Raw genomic sequence first — 20443 nt, forward strand, 5'->3', positions numbered from 1 at the left:
ATTAAGCCTTTATGCTATTCTTTATAGTAACTAGGCCTTTATTTGGTCCTGGAACAGCACCTTTAACTAAGATGATATTCTTTTCTGGGTATACTTTAACAACTGTTAAATTTTGAATTGTTACTTTTTCGCATCCCATGTGACCTGGCATTTTCTTGTTTTTGAATGTTCTTGATGGATCTGATGAAGCTCCCATTGAACCTACTGCTCTGTGGAACTTAGAACCATGTGACATAGGTCCTCTACTGAAGTTATGTCTCTTAATAACACCTTGGAATCCCTTACCTTTTGAAATTCCTGTTACATCAATCTTATCTCCAGCAGCAAAAACTTCTGCCTTTATTTCACTTCCAACTTCATAAGCTGAAGTATCTTCTAATCTAAATTCTTTTACGAATCTCTTTACTGGAATTCCAGCTTTAGTAAAATGACCTTTTTTAGGTTTGTTTACTAAACTTTCTCTGATGTCACCAAATGCAACTTGGATTGCATCATAACCATCTTTTTCTACTGTCTTCTTTTGAGATACGAAACATGGACCAGCTTCTATAACTGTTACTGGAACAAGCTTTCTGTTCTCATCAAAGATTTGAGTCATACCAAGTTTTTTACCTAGTATAGCTTTTTTCATTACTCTACACCTCCTGAACTAATTAGCGGATCGTAACACGATCATAATAGCGGGTAATTAAGCTTTTATTTCAATATTAATACCTGCTGGCAAGTCTAATCTCATTAATGCATCAACTGTTTTTGATGATGGACTTAATATATCAATTAGTCTCTTATGAGTTCTTATTTCGAACTGTTCTCTAGAATCTTTGTACTTGTGTACAGCTCTTAAGATTGTAATCACATCTTTTTCTGTTGGAAGTGGTACTGGACCAGCTACCTTAGCCCCTGTTGCTTTAGCTGTTTCAACTATTTTCTCAGCTGCAGCATCAAGTAAATTGTGATCAAATGCTTTTAATCTAATTCTTATTTTTTGTTTTGCCATATTCTTTCCCTCCTTTTCATCGCACGCTTGACTTTATACGCACAACACGGATGTTATGTAAACCCTCCCTGGTGTATCGCATTCTTCAACACACGTGGGCATAAAATAACTCCGCCGCCACATTCTTGATGTGGCATACTCCACAAGAATTCCCTAAAGTCCGGCTACCTCTTGCTTCATCGCATATAAACAACTCAATAACAACTCTTACATTATATATTAAATTTTTATGTTTGACAAGAGTTTTTATTTTTTTATTTTTCCCACTTCTATTGCGCCTGAAATGAATTATATTCTATAAATAAATTTTTTTCAATAGCGTAATATATGGAAATTAAAATTTATATTAATCTAGTTTCTAATTTTGATTTCTACTATTATATATTAAAAATCAAAATTTATAATTTCATTTTTTTCATAATAAAAAGAGGAGGAAATATTCCCCCTCTTTCTATTTGGCTAATTTTTGGCTTTTGGACATTTAATTTTTTATATTCTTTATTTTAATTATTCAACGATAGAAGTAACAACTCCTGAACCTACAGTTCTTCCACCTTCTCTGATAGCGAATCTTAAGTTTTCATCCATAGCTACTGGAGTGATTAACTCAACGTTCATATCAATGTGGTCTCCTGGCATTACCATTTCTACTCCTTCTGGTAACTTGATTGATCCTGTTACGTCTGTTGTTCTGAAGTAGAATTGTGGTCTATATCCATCGAAGAATGGAGTGTGTCTTCCTCCTTCTTCTTTCTTTAATACGTATACTTGACCTACGAATTTCTTGTGTGGAGTTACTGATCCAACTTTTGCTAATACTTGACCTCTTTCGATGTCAGTTCTTTGGATACCTCTTAATAATGCTCCGATGTTATCTCCTGCTTGTGCTTCATCTAGTAACTTTCTGAACATTTCGATTCCTGTTACTGTTGTCTTTCTGATTTCTTCTTGCATACCAACGATTTCTACTTCGTCTCCTACATGAAGTACTCCAGTTTCAACTCTTCCTGTTGCAACTGTTCCTCTTCCTGTGATTGTGAATACATCTTCTACTGGCATTAAGAATGCTTTGTCTGTTTCTCTTTCTGGAGTTGGGATATATTCATCTACTGCTGCCATTAATTCATGGATGCATTTTGATTTTTCAGCATCTGTTGGGTTTTCTAATGCTTGTAATGCTGATCCTGTGATTACTGGAGTATCATCTCCTGGGAATCCGTATTCATTTAATAATTCTCTAACTTCCATTTCTACTAATTCTAGTAATTCTGGATCGTCTACCATATCAGCTTTGTTTAAGAATACTACGATGTATTGTACACCTACTCTTGATGCTAATAGGATGTGTTCTCTTGTTTGTGGCATTGGACCATCTGCTGCTGATACAACTAAGATAGCTCCATCCATTTGTGCTGCTCCTGTAATCATGTTCTTTACATAGTCAGCGTGTCCTGGACAGTCTACGTGTGCGTAGTGTCTGTTTGGAGTTTCATATTCAACGTGTGCTGTGTTGATTGTGATTCCTCTTTCTTTTTCTTCTGGTGCTTTATCTATTTCGTCATATTTGAATGCTTCTGCTCCACCTGCAAGTGATAATACAGTTGTGATTGCAACTGTTAATGTTGTCTTACCGTGGTCTACGTGACCGATTGTTCCAATATTTACGTGTGGCTTACTTCTTTCAAACTTTGCCTTTGCCATTGTTAATTCCTCCTAACTAATCTTTACATTATATAATATATTAAAATTTAAAAATTATTTTTTGTTTCTTTCTCCAGCAATCTTTTCTTGAATGCTCTTTGGTGCTTCTTCATAGTGATCAAATTCCATAGAGTAAACTCCTCTACCTTGAGTTCTTGATCTTAATGCAGTTGCATAACCAAACATTTCTGAAAGTGGAACGAAAGCTCTAACTACTTGAGCACCTGCTCTTGCTTCCATACCTTCAATTCTACCTCTTCTTGAGTTAACGTCTCCCATAACATCTCCCATATATTCTTCAGGAACTGTTATTTCAACTCTCATCATTGGCTCAAGTAATACTGCGTCTGCTTTTTGCATAGCATTTTTGAATGCCATTGATCCTGCAATTTTGAACGCCATTTCAGATGAGTCAACATCGTGGTATGATCCATCGAAACATTTAACCTTGAAGTTTATAACTGGATATCCAGCAACTATACCGCTATTAGCAGCTTCTTGAATACCATTATCTACAGCTGGAATGTATTCTCTTGGAATAGCTCCTCCAACGATAGCATTTTCAAAGCTGTATTCTCCTTCAGTTGGTTCCATTTCAATCCAGCAGTGACCGTATTGACCTTTACCACCTGATTGTTTAATATATTTACCTTCAGCTTTAACAGCTTTCTTGATAGTTTCTTTGTATGCAACTTGTGGAGCACCTACGTTACATTCAACTTTAAATTCTCTTGTTAATCTATCAACGATGATATCTAAGTGTAACTCACCCATACCAGCGATAATTGTTTGACCTGTTTCTTGATCAGTCCAAGTTTTGAAAGTTGGATCTTCTTCAGCAAGTTTTGCTAACACTAATCCCATCTTTTCTTGAGCTGCTTTACTCTTAGGTTCGATAGCAACGTTGATAACTGGTTCTGGGAATTCCATTGATTCAAGAATGATTGGCGCATTCTCATCACATAATGTATCTCCAGTTGTAGTATTCTTTAATCCAACAATTGCTCCTAATTCAGCTGCTTCTAATTCTTCAACTTCTTGTCTTGAATTAGCATGCATCTTAACAAGTCTTCCGATTCTTTCTTTCTTCCCTTTAGTTGAGTTAAGAACATATGAACCTGCTTTCATTACTCCTGAGTAAACTCTTGTAAATGCAAGTTTTCCAACGAATGGGTCAGTAGCAATCTTGAATGCTAAAGCTGACATTGGTTCACTGTCTGATGCTTTTCTTTCATCTTCTTCACCATCTTCATTTACACCTTTAACTGGTGGTATATCAAGTGGTGATGGTAAGTAATCAACAACTGCATCTATCATTTGTTGAACACCTTTGTTTTTATATGAAGATCCACATAATACTGGAACTATTTCATTCTTAATTACAGCCTTTCTTAAAGCAGCTTTTAATTCTTCTTTAGTGATTTCTTCACCATCTAAATATTTCATCATTAGCTCTTCATCAGTTTCTGCAATTGATTCGATCATAGAAGCTCTATATTCTTCAGCTTGATCCTTTAACTCAGCTGGTACTTCACCATGAGTGATATCTGTACCTAAGTCATTATTGAAGATAATAGCTTCATCTTCTATTAAATCTACCATACCCTTAAATTGATCTTCTTGACCAACTGGAATATGTATTGGCACTGCATTTGCTCTTAATCTATCTCTTACTGTATTAACACAGTTAAAGAAATCAGCACCAGTTGCATCCATCTTATTTACGTATATGATTCTTGGAACCATATATTTATCTGCCTGTCTCCAAACAGTTTCAGTTTGTGGTTCAACCCCACTCTTAGCATCAAGAACTGTTACAGCTCCATCTAATACTCTAAGTGATCTTTCAACCTCAACAGTAAAGTCTACGTGTCCTGGTGTATCAATGATATTTAACTCATGACCGTTCCATTCACATGTTGTTGCAGCAGAAGTAATTGTTATACCTCTTTCTTGTTCTTGAACCATCCAGTCCATAGTTGCTCCACCATCGTGAACTTCACCTATTTTGTGAGTTTTTCCTGTGTAGAATAATATACGCTCAGTTGTTGTTGTTTTACCAGCATCAATGTGAGCCATTATTCCAAAGTTACGGAATTTTTCTAAAGGATATTTTCTAGCCACTTTATTTCCTCCTCTCGGATTATTAAATTGTATAAAACTGTTTTGGTCAAAAGACCAAAACAGTTTCTATTTTTTTATAAAAATTAATATCTGTAATGAGCAAACGCCTTATTAGCTTCAGCCATTTTATGAGTATCTTCTCTCTTCTTAACAGCAGCTCCTGTGTTGTTTGCAGCATCTATAAGTTCATTAGCTAATCTTTCTCTTCCATACTTTTCGCCTCTTTTTTCAACGGCTGCAAGTATCCATCTGATTCCTAATGTCTGTCTTCTTTCAGGTCTTACTTCGATTGGTACTTGGTAGTTAGAACCACCTATTCTTCTTGCCTTTACTTCTAATAATGGCATAACGTTGTTCATAGCATCTTCAAATACTTCTAATGCATCTTTGCCTGTCTTTTCAGCTATAATAGCAAATGCATCATAACACATTTTTTGAGCTACACCCTTCTTACCATCTCTCATAATACCATTGATTAACTTAGTAACAACTTTTGAGTTGTACATTGGATCTGGTAATACATCTCTTTTTGCTATATGTCCTTTTCTTGGCACTTTTCTTCCCTCCTTAATATGATAATTTAACTCATCGGTACTCGACAATTTTATTGCCGCAAAATGCTTTGTAATCGGAAAATTTATATAATCTCCATATGGAGTTGTATATCATATAAAATATCGAAAACATCGCACTAACTAAGAATTATTATTTTTTCTTAGGTCTCTTAGCACCATACTTTGATCTTGCTTGCATTCTGTTAGCTACTCCTGCACAGTCAAGTGCTCCTCTAACGATGTGGTATCTTACCCCTGGTAAGTCTTTTACTCTTCCACCTCTTATAAGAACAACACTGTGCTCTTGTAAGTTGTGTCCTACCCCACCGATATAAGCTGTAACTTCATATCCATTTGTAAGTCTAACTCTGGCAATTTTTCTTAACGCTGAGTTTGGCTTCTTTGGAGTTGTAGTCTTAACAACAGTACATACCCCTCTTTTTTGTGGACATGATTTTAAAGCTGGTGCAGTTGATTTAGCTGCTACAGTTTTTCTACCTTTTCTTACTAATTGAGAAATAGTTGGCATCTTTACACCTCCTCTTTAATTTATCCTATATATTAATATACTAGATAGCTTTTTATATTAGAGTAACTGCTACTGATGCTTTCACATCAATCCCACATAGTTTCCCTAATTCTCTCATAGTGTCTATATACACTATTTCAACGGAGTTATCTTTTGCTAAATTCTCTACGTCTCTCAAAAGTGCTAAATTTGCATCTTTTGCAATATATAGAGTTTTGCATTTTTCGGTTTTAAGAACCTTAGTAGATTGTTTTATTCCAACTACTTTTTTATCTTTAATTCTTTCCACCATTTTAAACCCTCCATCACTTAACACACGTAATGTATTTTATCATTTTAATGTTAAGCTGTCAACAGAACTGATTTATATACTTTCAACTATATCCATATCATCTGGATTTTTAGTTTTTATCTTTATTGACTTATATCTCTTCATACCAGTACCTGCAGGAATCAACTTACCTATAATTACATTTTCTTTTAATCCTATAAGTGGATCTATCTTTCCTTTTATAGCTGCATCTGTAAGAACTCTTGTAGTTTCTTGGAATGATGCTGCTGATAAGAATGAATCTGTTGCAAGTGATGCTTTTGTAATACCTAATAATGTTTCATTACCTTTTGCAGGTTCTCCACCTTCAGCTATTACTTTATTATTTACTTCTTCAAAATCGTAAATATCAATCATTGTTCCTGGTAATAAGTTAGTATCTCCTGATTCATCAACCTTAACTTTTCTAGTCATTTGTTTTACAACAACTTCTAGATGCTTATCGTTAATATCAACCCCTTGAAGTCTATAAACTTTTTGAACTTCTGATAATAGATAATTCTTAACGGCTTTAACACCTTTAATTCTTATAATATCATGTGGGTTTACTGAACCTTGAGTGATTTCATCACCAGCTTCTATAAGATCTCCATTAGATACTTTTAAAGATGATCCAAATGGGATATCATAGCTTACTTCTTCACCCTCAGCTGTAATAACAATTACAACTCTCTTCTTTTTAGTTTCTTCTATTTTAACTGTTCCGGCAACTTCTGATACAATAGCAAGACCCTTAGGCTTTCTTGCTTCGAATAACTCTTCTACTCTAGGAAGACCTTGAGTAATATCTGCTCCTGATGCAACTCCTCCTGTATGGAATGTTCTCATTGTAAGCTGTGTACCAGGTTCACCGATAGATTGAGCTGCTACTATACCAACTGCTTCTCCAATGTTAACCTCTGTACCAGTTGCCATATCCATACCGTAACATTTTGAGCATACTCCATATTTAGAATCACATGTAAATACTGATCTTATTTTTACTTTTTCAACACCTGCAGCTTCTATTTTTTCAGCCATATCATGTTCTATATAAGTATTTCTTTCTGCCATAACTTCTCCTGTTTCAGGATTAATTATGTCTTCAGCACAATATCTACCTGTTAATCTTTCACTTAATGGTTCTATTATTTCATTACCTTCTTTTATTGCGTAAACTTCATATCCTTCTGTAGTTCCACAATCATGACTTCTTACTATAACGTCTTGTGATACGTCAACAAGTCTTCTAGTTAAGTATCCTGAGTCAGCAGTCTTTAATGCTGTATCAGCATTACCTTTTCTAGCTCCATGTGTAGATATAAAGTACTCTAATACATTAAGTCCTTCTCTAAAACATGCTTTGATTGGTTGCTCTATGATCTTACCAGATGGATTAGCCATAAGTCCTCTCATACCAGCAAGCTGTTTGATCTGAGACTTAGAACCTCTGGCTCCAGAGTCAGCCATCATGAATATTGGATTAAATTGATCCAAACTATCCATTAGAGCATCAGCTATATTTTCAGTAGTCTCATTCCATTTTTCTATAACTTTTTCATATCTTTCATCATCAGAAATGAATCCTCTTCTATACATCTTTTCTATCTTTTCAACAGTTGATTCAGCATCTTCTAGTAGTGCTTTTTTACTCTCTGGTACTATCATATCAGATGTAGCAACAGTTATAGCTCCAATTGTTGAATAATGATATCCTTTTGCCTTTATTTTATCAAGCATTATAGATGTCTCAGTAGGACCATACTTTTGATAACATTTATCAATAAGTTTACCTAAATTCTTTTTAGCTACTAAGAAATCAACTTCAAGCTTAAATTCATTTCCTGGGATACTTCTATCTACTAAACCTAAATCTTGTGGAATAGATTCGTTAAATATAATTTTCCCAACAGTTGTATCAATTATTCCATGTCTAAGCTCTCCATTTATTTCTTTATACATTCTAACTTTAATTTTTGCATTAATAGCTATTTCTCCTAATTCATAAGCCATTAAAGCTTCTTCTTTAGAAGAAAATACCTTTCCTTCACCTTTTGATCCTTCTTTTTCTAATGTTAAGTAGTATGATCCAAGAATCATATCCTGTGTAGGAACACATACTGGTTTACCATCAGATGGTTTCATTATGTTATGTGCTGCTAACATTAAGAATCTTGCTTCTGCTTGTGCTTCAACAGATAACGGTACGTGAACCGCCATTTGGTCACCATCGAAGTCGGCATTATATGCTGTACATGCAAGTGGATGAAGTTTTATAGCTCTACCTTCTACAAGTATTGGTTGGAACGCTTGAATTCCTAATCTATGAAGAGTAGGAGCACGGTTAAGTAACACTGGATGATCTTGAATTACTTCTTCAAGTACATCCCATACTTGTGCTTGAACTCTTTCTACCATTCTCTTTGCACTCTTAATATTGTGTGCAACTCCACTTTCAACAAGTTTCTTCATTACAAAAGGCTTAAATAATTCTAATGCCATTTCTTTTGGAAGCCCACATTGGTACATTTGAAGTTCTGGTCCTACAACGATAACTGATCTACCAGAGTAGTCAACCCTTTTACCAAGTAGGTTTTGTCTAAATCTACCTTGCTTACCTTTAAGCATATCTGATAATGATTTAAGTGGTCTATTTCCTGGACCTGTAACTGGTCTACCCCTTCTACCATTATCTATAAGAGCATCTACAGCTTCTTGTAACATTCTTTTTTCATTTCTAACAATTATATCAGGAGCTCCTAAATCTAAAAGCTTCTTTAATCTGTTATTTCTATTTATAACTCTTCTATATAAGTCATTTAAATCTGAAGTAGCAAATCTACCACCATCTAATTGAACCATTGGTCTTAAATCTGGTGGAATAACAGGAATTACTTCTGTTATCATCCATTCTGGCCTATTATTTGATGCTCTAAATGATTCAACAACTTCTAGTCTTCTTATTATTCTGATTTTCTTTTGTCCTGCAGCACTCTTAAGCTCTTCTTTTAATTCTTCCACAGTTCTGTCTAGATCCATTTCAGCAAGAAGAATCTTTATAGATTCTGCACCCATTCCAGCTACAAAGTTATCTCCATATTTATCAACTGCTTCTCTATATTCTTTTTCAGTTAATAATTGTTTCTTTAGTAGTGGAGTTTCTTTAGGGTCTAATACAATATAATTTGCAAAATAAAGTACCTTTTCTAAAGCTCTTGGTGACATATCAAGAATTAATCCCATTCTTGATGGTATACCCTTAAAGTACCATATGTGAGATACTGGGGCAGCAAGTTCTATATGCCCCATTCTCTCTCTTCTGACTTTAGATTTTGTAACTTCAACACCACAACGGTCACAAACTATACCTTTGTATCTAACTCTCTTATATTTTCCACAGTGACATTCCCAGTCTTTTATTGGTCCAAATATTCTTTCACAGAATAAACCATCTTTTTCAGGTTTTAATGTTCTGTAATTAATTGTTTCAGGCTTTTTAACTTCACCTCTAGACCATTCTCTTATTTTTTCTGGTGAAGAAAGTCTTATTTGTAACATATCAAAATTATTTAATTCCAAGGGTACGTCCTCCCTTCAATCTATTAGTGTTCATCATTAAAGTCATCTAACTCAAAATTGTCATTAAAATCTTCTAAAGAAATTTCTTCTAATCCTTCTGGTTCTTCATCTAAGTTTTCTGGAACCTCTTCATCGTCATAGAATTCTTCTTCTTGTTCATTATCAACGCTTATAGTTTCTTCCATTGGTTGAGTAGGTAAAACCTCTGTAACCTCAAGATTAACTTCAACATCTTCCATTTCTTCCTCAACAGATTCTTTTAACAGTATTTCTTCATGATCTGAAGATAACACTCTTACATCTAAGCACAACGCTTGTAATTCTTTAATAAGAACCTTGAATGATTCAGGAAGTCCTGGTTCTGGTATATTTTCACCCTTAACGATAGCTTCGTAAGTTTTAACTCTACCAACAACGTCATCTGACTTAACTGTTAGTATTTCTTGTAATGTATGTGCTGCTCCATATGCTTCAAGAGCCCAAACTTCCATTTCTCCAAATCTTTGACCACCAAACTGAGCTTTACCTCCTAATGGTTGTTGAGTAACTAGAGAATATGGACCTGTACTTCTAGCATGGATCTTATCATCAACTAAGTGAGCAAGCTTTAATATATACATGTAACCAACTGTTACCTTGTTATCGAAGGCTTCACCAGTTCTTCCATCATAAAGAACAGTTTTACCATCTCTATCATATCCTGCTTGTTCTAAGCAATCTTCTATTTCTTCTTCAGTAGCTCCATCAAATACTGGAGTAGCTATGTGCCATCCTAAATTTGCTGCTGCCCATCCTAAATGAACTTCTAGCACCTGACCGATATTCATACGAGATGGAACTCCTAGTGGATTTAAGCAGATTTGTACTGGTCTACCATCTGGTAAGAACGGCATATCTTCTTCTGGTAATACTCTTGAGATAACCCCTTTATTACCATGACGTCCTGCCATCTTATCCCCAACTGATATTTTTCTCTTTTGAGCAATATAACATCTTACTAATTGGTTAACACCTGGTGAAAGTTCATCACCATTTTCTCTAGTAAATACTTTAACATCTACTATTATTCCTGTTTCTCCATGAGGAACTCTAAGAGATGTATCTCTTACTTCTCTTGCTTTTTCACCAAAGATAGCTCTTAAAAGTCTTTCTTCAGCTGTTAATTCCGTTTCTCCCTTAGGAGTAACCTTACCAACTAATATATCTCCAGATCTTACTTCAGCACCAATTCTGATGATTCCTTTTTCATCGATATCTCTTAATGCATCATCTCCTACATTAGGTATATCTCTTGTAATCTCTTCTGGTCCTAATTTTGTATCTCTAGCTTCACATTCATACTCTTCAATATGAATTGATGTAAATACATCATCTCTTACTAATTGTTCAGATATAAGCATAGCATCCTCGTAGTTATAACCTTCCCAAGTTATAAATCCTATTCTTATATTCTTACCTAATGCAATTTCACCTAAATCAGTAGATGGTCCATCAGATAAAACATCGCCAGCTTTTACCTTTTCACCTTTTTCAACTATAGGTCTTTGATTTATACAAGTACCTTGGTTAGATCTCTTAAATTTAGATAGCTTATAAGTATCAACTCTACCATCTTCATCTCTTCTAACTTTAACAGTATCAGCACTTACGTATATAACTTCTCCATCATACTTTGTCTTAGGTAGTATACCTGAGTCAACAGCAGCTTTGAATTCTATACCTGTACCAACTATAGGTGCTTGTGGTTTTAATAATGGAACTGCCTGACGTTGCATGTTTGCTCCCATCAGTGCTCTTGATGCGTCATCATTTTCAAGGAAAGGAATCATCGCCGTAGCAACTGAAACCATTTGTCTTGAAGAAACGTCCATTACATCAACATCATGCTTAGAAACAATAAGAACATCATCCTCATCTCTTACAGTAACTTTATCATGTATAAAGTATCCGTTCTCATCAATTTCTTCATATGCTTGAGCTATTAAGAAACCAGCTTCTTCATCAGCAGTGAAGTATTTGATTTCATCAAGTACTCTACCAGCTTTTTTATCTACTATTCTATATGGAGTCTTTATAAATCCATATTCATTGACCTTAGCATAAGTAGCTAATGAGTTAATAAGACCTATGTTTGGTCCTTCTGGTGTTTCTATAGGACACATTCTACCATAATGTGAATGGTGAACGTCTCTTACTTCGAATCCAGCTCTTTCTCTCGATAAACCACCTGGCCCTAATGCAGATAATCTTCTCTTATGAGTAAGTTCTGATAATGGATTAATTTGATCCATGAATTGTGATAATTGTGAACTACCAAAGAATTCTTTAATAGCTGCTGCAACTGGTCTAGTATTTATTAATCCTTGTGGAGTTATTCCTTCTTGTTCTTGAATAGTCATTCTTTCTTTAACTACTCTTTCCATTCTTGATAAACCAATTCTAAATTGATTTTGAAGCAATTCTCCAACAGATCTTAATCTTCTATTTCCTAAATGATCTATATCATCTTCGTGACCTATTCCATATGGTAATCCAATAGCATAACTTATTGTAGCAAATATATCAGCTTTAATTATATGCTTAGGAATAAGTTTTGTTATGTTTTTCTTTATTGCATCTTTTATATCATTCTCATCATCATAAGTATCTAAAATTTCTTTTAGCACTGGATAATAAACTAATTCTCTTATGTTTAAATCTTCAATATCGAATGATACAAAACTCTTTATATCAACAAAATGATTACCTATTACTTTTAATACTTTATCTTCTACTAATACATTAACAATATTAATACCACAGTTTTGAATTTCTAGCGCCACTTCTCTTTCTATCTTAGCACCCTTAGCAACTAACACCTCGCCAGTTTCAGGATTAACGATATCTTCAGCAGCAGTATGGCCTATAAGTCTATTGCTTATAGCAAGTTTTTTATTAAACTTGTATCTTCCAACTCTAGATAAATCATATCTTTTAGCATCAAAGAACAGTGAATCTATTAATGACACTGCACTTTCTACTGTTGGTGGCTCACCTGGTCTTAATCTTTTATAGATTTCAAGTAATGCTTCATCAGTAGATTTTGTATTATCTTTTTCTATAGTAGCTTTAAGTCTTTCTTCTTCACCAAAGAATTCTATTATCTCACTATCTGATCCATAACCCATGGCTCTAGCAAGTAATGTTATTGGTAATTTTCTTGTTTTATCTATTCTTACATATATTATGTTATTTGAGTCAGTCTCGTACTCAAGCCATGCACCCCTATTAGGTATAACAGTAGCTGCATATAATTTCTTACCTGTCTTATCTACTGTATAAGAATAATAAACACCTGGTGATCTAACAAGTTGGCTAACGATAACTCTTTCGGCACCATTAATTATAAATGTACCTTGATCAGTCATTAATGGGAAATCTCCCATGAAGACCTCTTGTTCTTTTACTTCTCCAGTTTCATTGTTTCTTAATCTTACTTTTACCTTTAACGGTGCTGCATAGTTTGTATCTCTTTCTCTACACTCTTCAACTGAATACTTAACATTTTCCATCTCTAAAGTGTAATCTACAAACTCAAGGACAAGATTTCCTGTGTAGTCACTAATTGGATTCACATCTTCAAAAACTTCTTTAAGTCCTTCTTTTAAGAACCACTGATATGAATCTAATTGTACTTCGATTAAATTAGGCATTACACCTATTTCATTTAATTTAGAGAAACTCATTCTAGTTCTCTTTCCCACTTGGACAGGATGTACCATCAGCTTTCACCCCTTGTATAAACTAAAATAACCAATAAGCACTCTGGTAAATAGTGATATTGGACCGCATACATTTTCATTATTGTATTCTTTACTTTAATTTAAATTTTAATTCATGCATAATATTCTACAATATATCAATGCAATTAAATATACTATCACAATTTATGTCAAGTGTCAATAAAAAAAATTAATGCGTATTTATAAAGAAAAAAGAGCTATTGCTATCTACAATGTTTTATAGCAACATCTCTTTTTTACTATATAATACTATACATTATTATTAACCACTCTTTGGATATGCATACTTAAGTATACTATCTCAGCATCTTCTACATCATAATCATATTGTTTTTTTAAGAACCTCTTAATCTTCATCGCACACTTATACGATTGATTATATTGTTGCTCTATTAGTTTTAAAAATTCATCTTCTTTATTCTCTATCTTAATCTTATTAAACAATCTATGAGAAAAGAATTTTAAGTGAGTGATAAGCCTATCATAGGATATATCATTGTCTTTAAACTTTATTTTAAATGTTTTTTCAATAATACAGCTTATTTCTTGTACCAATTTAGTAACTGCTAATGTTTCTGTAACCTCAACATTGTTTAAGGCATTTATAAAATGAAAAGCTATAAAACCAGCCTCATCCATTGGTAACTCCACACCAAATCTAGAATTAATATAGTTTAATGCCCATACCCCTTCATTATATTCTTTTTTATGTATTCTTTTTATTTCCCACAAAAGATTGTTTTTTACCATCATATTATCTTTATATCTTTTTAAAGAAAATGTTATATGATCAGCTAAAGATAAATAGATATGATCACTCAGCTTACAATTAAACTCAGATTCACAATGTGAAATTATAACCTCAGAACAATCTAACACTTCTTCTGGTATATTCTTAAGCATGTTTTTAACTTTATCAATTCCACCTTCATCTTCTAAAGTAAATATTTTTTCTATTCTACTTTTATCTACTTCATCTCCACTTTTCTTTCCAAAAGCTAATCCCCTACCCATAATAACCATTTCATTATCAGTATTAGGATCTATGGTGGTTGCAGCATTATTATTGAGAACTTTTAAAATCACCATACCTATCACTCCAAGCTATATTAATTTTACAATAGTCATATACTTAGTATATTATAAATTTATATTAAAAAAAACAGAAATATGCTTTAATATAAATAAAAAAAAGGAGCGTAATTCCGCTCCTTTAATTTTATGGACTATTGTAATTCTACAACAGCTCCAGCTTCTTCTAATTTAGCTTTCATTGCTTCAGCTTCTTCTTTAGCAACGCCTTCTTTTATAGCCTTAGGAGCTCCGTCTACGATTTCCTTAGCTTCTTTTAATCCTAAACCAGTTAATTCTCTAACTGCTTTGATTACTTTGATTTTTTCTTTAGCTTCTTTTAAGATTACGTTGAATTCAGTTTTTTCTTCAGCAGCAGCACCACCAGCAACTGCACCAGCAACTGCTACAGGAGCAGCAGCTGAAACTCCGAATTCTTCTTCGCAAGCCTTAACTAATTCATTTAATTCTAAAACGCTCATGTTCTTTATAGCTTCAATTATTTGATTCTTATCCATTATAAATTGCACCTCCGAAATTTTTAAATCTAATATTCTTTAATGTTAAAATTCACATTAAGCTTCTTGTTCCTTCTTTTCGCTTATAGCACTTAATAAGTAAGCAAAGTTTGATACTGGAGACTTGATGCTTCCAAGGAACTTCGCAATAAGTACTTCTCTTGAAGGAATTTCTGCTATTTGCTTAATTGTTTCAGTACCATATACAGTACCTTCAACTATACCAGCTTTTAATTGAATAGCTTTATGGTTTTTACCAAACTCATTTAATAATCTAGCTGGTGCAGTAGCATCTTCATAACCAAAAGCAACTGCAACTGGTCCTTCTAAATGCTCTTCTAAACCTTCAAATCCTAATTCCTTAGCAGCTAATAATACTAAGTTGTTTTTGTAGATTTTATATTCTACTCCAGCTTCTCTTAAAGTCTTTCTTAACTCTGTATCTTCATCAGCTTTGTTTCCTTGATACTTTGTTAACACTATAGACTTAGCATTTTGCATTTTTTCTTTTATTTCTTGAACTTTAGCTTCTTTAATAGTTCTGTTATTGCTTGCCATCTACGTCCACCTCCTTACAGATTTGACCTGTATAATAATTAAAGGCCTCCCCGTAGACACAAGAAGAGACCATAGTAATCTATTAGTCAGCTACCTCGGTAGGTTGTTTTCACGTTACGGCATAGCCACCTACTGTCTACGGATGAGCACATTATATTTCATTTTCACACGAATCATATATTAACATAATTATTATGTTATGTCAATAATAATTAGTCTAAAACTCTGTTTGGGTTAAGCTTGATTCCAGGTCCCATTGTGCTAGACACTGAAACAGACTTAATATATTGTCCTTTTGCTGCTGCTGGCTTAGCTTTGATTAAAGCTTCCATTAAAGTTTGGAAGTTTTCCTTTAACTTTTCAGCTCCAAAAGATTTCTTTCCAACTGGAACGTGAACGATAGCTGTTTTATCAACTCTATATTCAACTTTACCAGCTTTAATTTCTTCTATAGCTTTAGTTACATCAAAAGTAACTGTTCCTGATTTAGGGTTTGGCATTAATCCCTTAGGTCCTAATACTCTACCTAATCTACCAACAACACCCATCATATCTGGAGTTGCTACAACTATATCGAAATCAAACCAGTTTTCCTTTTGGATCTTATCAGCTAAATCTTCAGCACCTACAAATTCAGCACCTGCAGCTTCTGCTTCTTTAGCCTTTTCACCCTTAGCGAAAACAAGTACTCTTACAGACTTACCAGTACCATGTGGTAATACTACCGCACCTCTTACTTGTTGATCTGCATGTCTTGGATCTACACCTAATCTAACATGTAGTTCAATAGTCTCATCAAATTTAGCTTTAGCTGTTTTTATAGCTAAATCCATAGCTTCATCAGTTGAGTAAAGAACATTTTTATCTATTAGCTTTACGCTTTCTACATAATTCTTTCCCATGTCTTATCCTCCTTTGTGGTACTAACGGTTGTTACCTCCCACTAATTTACAATGTTATTATTCTACTACTTCGATACCCATACTTCTAGCAGTACCAGAAATCATGCTCATAGCAGCTTCTAAAGATCCAGCATTTAAATCTGGCATCTTTAATTCAGCAATCTTCTTTATTTGTTCTGTAGTAACCTTACCAACCTTAGTCTTGTTAGGTACTCCTGAACCACTCTCTAATCCAGCTTCTTTCTTTAATAGAACAGCTGCTGGTGGAGTTTTTAATATAAAGCTGAATGATCTGTCTTGATATACTGTAATTACAACTGGAATTGTTAATCCTGCTTGATTAGCAGTCTTTGCGTTGTATTCTTTACAGAATGCCATGATATTAACACCATGTTGTCCTAGTGCAGGTCCAACTGGTGGTGCTGGTGTTGCCTTACCTGCTGGCAGTTGAAGTTTAATTAAACCCATGACTTTCTTAGCCATAATTTACACCTCCTGAATTGTGGTATGGCGGAATAAATTCCTCCCACTATTAAAGGCTAACGCCTCAATAGCTAATTAGTCTATTTTTTCTATTTGTTTAAATTCAAGTTCAGCTGGGATTTCCCTGCTAAACATATTAACTAATGCTTTTACTTTGCCCTTATCGTTATTTATCTCTTCGATAACAGCACTCATTCCTTCAAAAGCTCCATTAGTTATACTAACAGTTTCTCCTACCTCCAAGTCCATAGCAACGGTATTTAAGTTTATACCCATAGCTTCAACCTCTTCATCGGTAAGCGGTACTGGTATCTTAGGATCAGGTCCTACAAATCCAGTAACTCCTCTAGTATTTCTAACTATATACCAAGTTTCATCGTTCATCATCATATGAACAATTACATAACCTGGAAAAACCTTCTTTTTAGTGATTTTTGTTTCACCATTCTTTTCCTCAGCTTCTTCTTCCTCTGGAACAATTATGTCTGGGATAAGCTCTCTAAGATTTCTATTTTCTATAGTTTTTTCTAAGTTAGCTTTAACTTTATTTTCATATCCTGAATACGTATGAACAACATACCATCTTAGTTTATCACTCATTTTACTCCACGAAATAACCTTTGTTATTTCATAACCTCCTTTTACTTAAAGATAGCTTGATAGAGGTTACTAAAACCAAGATCCAACAAAGCCATAGCAATGACAAAGATGCCACACACAACCACTACTGATAGTGTCGCCTTTTGAATGTCTTCTTTTGTAGCCCAAGTTATTTTCTTTAATTCAGATACTAATCCCTTTATAACTCTAAAAGGTGATTTTTTATGACCTGACTTCGCTTTTTTAACTTTTTTATTTTCCTTAACATCCATAATTCTTACACCCCAACTCAATTTAGTGGATTACTTTGTTTCTTTATGAAGTGTGTGCTTGTGGCAGAATTTGCAGTATTTTCTTGACTCTATTCTATCTGGGTCGTTTTTCTTATTTTTCATCGTATTATAATTTCTTTGCTTACAATCTGTGCATGCTAGTGTTATCTTCACTCTCACAATCAACACCTCCTACTTATCACAAGTTAAAAATATATATCATTTACATTTTTCACTTAAAGTTACTTATAGTAATGTACCATAAGAGAATATTCATGTCAACTAATTTATATTTTCCACTTTTTATTAATTATATTATCTTTAAACAGACCAAGTTTTCACTTGGTCCATTATAAACTTTCTTAATTATTCAACGATAGAAGTAACAACTCCTGAACCTACAGTTCTTCCACCTTCTCTGATAGCGAATCTTAAGTTTTCATCCATAGCTACTGGAGTGATTAACTCAACGTTCATATCAATGTGGTCTCCTGGCATTACCATTTCTACTCCTTCTGGTAACTTGATTGATCCTGTTACGTCTGTTGTTCTGAAGTAGAATTGTGGTCTATATCCATCGAAGAATGGAGTGTGTCTTCCTCCTTCTTCTTTCTTTAATACGTATACTTGACCTACGAATTTCTTGTGTGGAGTTACTGATCCAACTTTTGCTAATACTTGACCTCTTTCGATGTCAGTTCTTTGGATACCTCTTAATAATGCTCCGATGTTATCTCCTGCTTGTGCTTCATCTAGTAACTTTCTGAACATTTCGATTCCTGTTACTGTTGTCTTTCTGATTTCTTCTTGCATACCAACGATTTCTACTTCGTCTCCTACATGAAGTACTCCAGTTTCAACTCTTCCTGTTGCAACTGTTCCTCTTCCTGTGATTGTGAATACATCTTCTACTGGCATTAAGAATGCTTTGTCTGTTTCTCTTTCTGGAGTTGGGATATATTCATCTACTGCTGCCATTAATTCATGGATGCATTTTGATTTTTCAGCATCTGTTGGGTTTTCTAATGCTTGTAATGCTGATCCTGTGATTACTGGAGTATCATCTCCTGGGAATCCGTATTCATTTAATAATTCTCTAACTTCCATTTCTACTAATTCTAGTAATTCTGGATCGTCTACCATATCAGCTTTGTTTAAGAATACTACGATGTATTGTACACCTACTCTTGATGCTAATAGGATGTGTTCTCTTGTTTGTGGCATTGGACCATCTGCTGCTGATACAACTAAGATAGCTCCATCCATTTGTGCTGCTCCTGTAATCATGTTCTTTACATAGTCAGCGTGTCCTGGACAGTCTACGTGTGCGTAGTGTCTGTTTGGAGTTTCATATTCAACGTGTGCTGTGTTGATTGTGATTCCTCTTTCTTTTTCTTCTGGTGCTTTATCTATTTCGTCATATTTGAATGCTTCTGCTCCACCTGCAAGTGATAATACAGTTGTGATTGCAGCTGTTAATGTTGTCTTACCGTGGTCTACGTGACCGATTGTTCCAATATTTACGTGTGGCTTACTTCTTTCAAACTTTGCCTTTGCCATTGTTAATTCCTCCTAACAAATCTTATTTATTATGTTAATAGGATGAGATACACTCACCCAAGTGTTTTGTATCTGGAGCCCATAACCGGGATTGAACCGGTGACCTCCACCTTACCAAGGTGACGCTCTGCCAACTGAGCTATATGGGCAGTTCTCATAACTTATTAACCAATTATATATTCTAAATGTTAATATATTTTATGTCAAGTTTTTTTTATCAAACACTTCTCTAGCTTCCTCTTCACTCTTTGTAGTGCATTATCTATAGATTTAGGCCTTCTTTCTAAGTCGCAAGCTATCTCTTGATAAGACTTTCCTTGCAGATAAGAAGATAATACTATCATCTCTAAATCTGATAATACCTTGCCTATGTCATCACCCATTTTAGATAATTCTTCTTTACTTATCATAAGCTCTTCTGGATCACAAACTTTTATAGTTGATAACACATCTAAAAGTGTTCGATCTGACTCTTCATCATAAATTGGTTTATTTATGGATACATAAGTATTTAATGGTATATGCTTTTGCCTTGTTGCTGTCTTTATAGCTGTTATAATCTGTCTTGTTATGCATAATTCTGCAAACGCCCTAAATGAAGATAGCTTATCTGGCTTAAAATCCCTTATCGCCTTATATAAACCAATCATTCCTTCTTGATATATATCCTCTTTATCTGCTCCTATTAGAAAATAGGATTTAGCTTTCGTTTTCACTACATTCGAATATTTATTTATTAAATATTCTTGCGCAAATACATTACCCATTTTTGCTTTCATGACTACTTCTTCATCTAAACTTTGTCCAAATATTTCAGTTTCTGTTGCAACTTCTTCCATTCTATTCACCATTTCCCCCTCATATATCTCATATTATCATACCAATCCCCAAGATAAATTATAA

General features: G+C 34.1%; 19 protein-coding genes, 1 tRNA gene and 1 other annotated feature. All 20 genes read right to left on the minus strand.

Annotated elements, in window-relative coordinates; genetic code table 11:
- Window position 1: 1 nt before the first annotated feature.
- The gene (rplC, locus tag CM240_RS12120; protein WP_044039388.1) at window positions 2–631 is read right to left on the minus strand and encodes a 50S ribosomal protein L3; all 630 of its coding nucleotides are present in this window, start codon (window positions 629–631) and stop codon (window positions 2–4) included.
- Between the two features lie 57 nt (window positions 632–688).
- Entirely contained in the window at window positions 689–997 is a 309-nt protein-coding gene (gene rpsJ, locus CM240_RS12125) for a 30S ribosomal protein S10 (protein ID WP_044039389.1), read from the minus strand.
- A gap of 507 nt (window positions 998–1504) precedes the next feature.
- The gene (tuf, locus tag CM240_RS12130) at window positions 1505–2698 is read right to left on the minus strand and encodes an elongation factor Tu (RefSeq protein WP_044039390.1); all 1194 of its coding nucleotides are present in this window, start codon (window positions 2696–2698) and stop codon (window positions 1505–1507) included.
- A 54-nt stretch (window positions 2699–2752) separates the two neighbouring features.
- Entirely contained in the window at window positions 2753–4822 is a 2070-nt protein-coding gene (gene fusA, locus CM240_RS12135; protein WP_044039391.1) for an elongation factor G, read from the minus strand.
- A gap of 83 nt (window positions 4823–4905) precedes the next feature.
- Window positions 4906–5376: a 30S ribosomal protein S7 gene (gene rpsG, locus CM240_RS12140; RefSeq protein ID WP_044039392.1), complete on the minus strand. Its 471-nt coding sequence runs from the start codon at window positions 5374–5376 to the stop codon at window positions 4906–4908.
- A 151-nt stretch (window positions 5377–5527) separates the two neighbouring features.
- The gene (gene rpsL / locus CM240_RS12145; protein WP_044039393.1) at window positions 5528–5905 is read right to left on the minus strand and encodes a 30S ribosomal protein S12; all 378 of its coding nucleotides are present in this window, start codon (window positions 5903–5905) and stop codon (window positions 5528–5530) included.
- Window positions 5906–5957: 52 nt separating this feature from the next.
- Complete coding sequence (locus CM240_RS12150; protein WP_044039394.1) at window positions 5958–6197, minus strand: ribosomal L7Ae/L30e/S12e/Gadd45 family protein; 240 nt, start codon at window positions 6195–6197, stop codon at window positions 5958–5960.
- Window positions 6198–6269: 72 nt separating this feature from the next.
- Entirely contained in the window at window positions 6270–9794 is a 3525-nt protein-coding gene (gene rpoC, locus CM240_RS12155) for a DNA-directed RNA polymerase subunit beta' (protein ID WP_044039395.1), read from the minus strand.
- A 23-nt stretch (window positions 9795–9817) separates the two neighbouring features.
- The gene (rpoB, locus tag CM240_RS12160) at window positions 9818–13555 is read right to left on the minus strand and encodes a DNA-directed RNA polymerase subunit beta (protein ID WP_044039396.1); all 3738 of its coding nucleotides are present in this window, start codon (window positions 13553–13555) and stop codon (window positions 9818–9820) included.
- A 270-nt stretch (window positions 13556–13825) separates the two neighbouring features.
- Window positions 13826–14665 carry a BglG family transcription antiterminator LicT gene (gene licT / locus CM240_RS12165; protein WP_044039397.1) on the minus strand — a complete coding sequence of 280 codons (840 nt, stop codon included), beginning with the start codon at window positions 14663–14665 and terminating at the stop codon, window positions 13826–13828.
- A gap of 137 nt (window positions 14666–14802) precedes the next feature.
- Window positions 14803–15165 (minus strand): 50S ribosomal protein L7/L12, encoded by a 363-nt coding sequence (rplL, locus tag CM240_RS12170; protein WP_044039398.1) that lies wholly within the window; start codon window positions 15163–15165, stop codon window positions 14803–14805.
- Between the two features lie 57 nt (window positions 15166–15222).
- Window positions 15223–15723: a 50S ribosomal protein L10 gene (rplJ, locus tag CM240_RS12175; protein ID WP_044039399.1), complete on the minus strand. Its 501-nt coding sequence runs from the start codon at window positions 15721–15723 to the stop codon at window positions 15223–15225.
- Window positions 15724–15751: 28 nt separating this feature from the next.
- Window positions 15752–15883: a sequence feature (ribosomal protein L10 leader region), on the minus strand.
- A 52-nt stretch (window positions 15884–15935) separates the two neighbouring features.
- On the minus strand, window positions 15936–16625 hold the full coding sequence (gene rplA / locus CM240_RS12180; protein WP_044039400.1) for a 50S ribosomal protein L1: 690 nt from the start codon (window positions 16623–16625) through the stop codon (window positions 15936–15938).
- A 57-nt stretch (window positions 16626–16682) separates the two neighbouring features.
- On the minus strand, window positions 16683–17108 hold the full coding sequence (gene rplK / locus CM240_RS12185; protein WP_044039401.1) for a 50S ribosomal protein L11: 426 nt from the start codon (window positions 17106–17108) through the stop codon (window positions 16683–16685).
- A gap of 75 nt (window positions 17109–17183) precedes the next feature.
- Window positions 17184–17708, minus strand: a complete 525-nt coding sequence (gene nusG, locus CM240_RS12190) for a transcription termination/antitermination protein NusG (protein ID WP_044039402.1) — start codon at window positions 17706–17708, stop codon at window positions 17184–17186.
- 41 nt (window positions 17709–17749) lie between these two features.
- Window positions 17750–17980, minus strand: a complete 231-nt coding sequence (gene secE, locus CM240_RS12195) for a preprotein translocase subunit SecE (protein ID WP_044039403.1) — start codon at window positions 17978–17980, stop codon at window positions 17750–17752.
- 30 nt (window positions 17981–18010) lie between these two features.
- On the minus strand, window positions 18011–18160 hold the full coding sequence (rpmG, locus tag CM240_RS17255) for a 50S ribosomal protein L33 (protein ID WP_084485436.1): 150 nt from the start codon (window positions 18158–18160) through the stop codon (window positions 18011–18013).
- 186 nt (window positions 18161–18346) lie between these two features.
- Window positions 18347–19540 carry an elongation factor Tu gene (gene tuf, locus CM240_RS12200; protein WP_044039404.1) on the minus strand — a complete coding sequence of 398 codons (1194 nt, stop codon included), beginning with the start codon at window positions 19538–19540 and terminating at the stop codon, window positions 18347–18349.
- Window positions 19541–19613: 73 nt separating this feature from the next.
- Window positions 19614–19689, minus strand: a tRNA-Thr gene (locus CM240_RS12205).
- Window positions 19690–19743: 54 nt separating this feature from the next.
- Complete coding sequence (sigH, locus tag CM240_RS12210) at window positions 19744–20391, minus strand: RNA polymerase sporulation sigma factor SigH (protein WP_044039405.1); 648 nt, start codon at window positions 20389–20391, stop codon at window positions 19744–19746.
- Window positions 20392–20443 lie beyond the last annotated feature (52 nt).

The sequence above is a fragment of the Clostridium bornimense genome (assembly GCF_000577895.1).
Taxonomy (GTDB): domain Bacteria; phylum Bacillota; class Clostridia; order Clostridiales; family Clostridiaceae; genus Clostridium_AN; species Clostridium_AN bornimense.

Coding starts and splice junctions, on each gene's coding strand:
- rplC (WP_044039388.1), bottom strand. CDS start 631: ATGAAAAAAGCTATACTAGGTAAAAAACTTGGTATGACTCAAATCTTT.
- rpsJ (WP_044039389.1), bottom strand. CDS start 997: ATGGCAAAACAAAAAATAAGAATTAGATTAAAAGCATTTGATCACAAT.
- tuf (WP_044039390.1), bottom strand. CDS start 2,698: ATGGCAAAGGCAAAGTTTGAAAGAAGTAAGCCACACGTAAATATTGGA.
- rpsL (WP_044039393.1), bottom strand. CDS start 5,905: ATGCCAACTATTTCTCAATTAGTAAGAAAAGGTAGAAAAACTGTAGCA.
- CM240_RS12150 (WP_044039394.1), bottom strand. CDS start 6,197: ATGGTGGAAAGAATTAAAGATAAAAAAGTAGTTGGAATAAAACAATCT.
- rpoB (WP_044039396.1), bottom strand. CDS start 13,555: ATGGTACATCCTGTCCAAGTGGGAAAGAGAACTAGAATGAGTTTCTCT.
- licT (WP_044039397.1), bottom strand. CDS start 14,665: ATGGTGATTTTAAAAGTTCTCAATAATAATGCTGCAACCACCATAGAT.
- rplL (WP_044039398.1), bottom strand. CDS start 15,165: ATGGATAAGAATCAAATAATTGAAGCTATAAAGAACATGAGCGTTTTA.
- rplJ (WP_044039399.1), bottom strand. CDS start 15,723: ATGGCAAGCAATAACAGAACTATTAAAGAAGCTAAAGTTCAAGAAATA.
- rplA (WP_044039400.1), bottom strand. CDS start 16,625: ATGGGAAAGAATTATGTAGAAAGCGTAAAGCTAATAGATAAAAATGTT.
- rplK (WP_044039401.1), bottom strand. CDS start 17,108: ATGGCTAAGAAAGTCATGGGTTTAATTAAACTTCAACTGCCAGCAGGT.
- nusG (WP_044039402.1), bottom strand. CDS start 17,708: ATGAGTGATAAACTAAGATGGTATGTTGTTCATACGTATTCAGGATAT.
- secE (WP_044039403.1), bottom strand. CDS start 17,980: ATGGATGTTAAGGAAAATAAAAAAGTTAAAAAAGCGAAGTCAGGTCAT.
- tuf (WP_044039404.1), bottom strand. CDS start 19,540: ATGGCAAAGGCAAAGTTTGAAAGAAGTAAGCCACACGTAAATATTGGA.
- sigH (WP_044039405.1), bottom strand. CDS start 20,391: ATGGTGAATAGAATGGAAGAAGTTGCAACAGAAACTGAAATATTTGGA.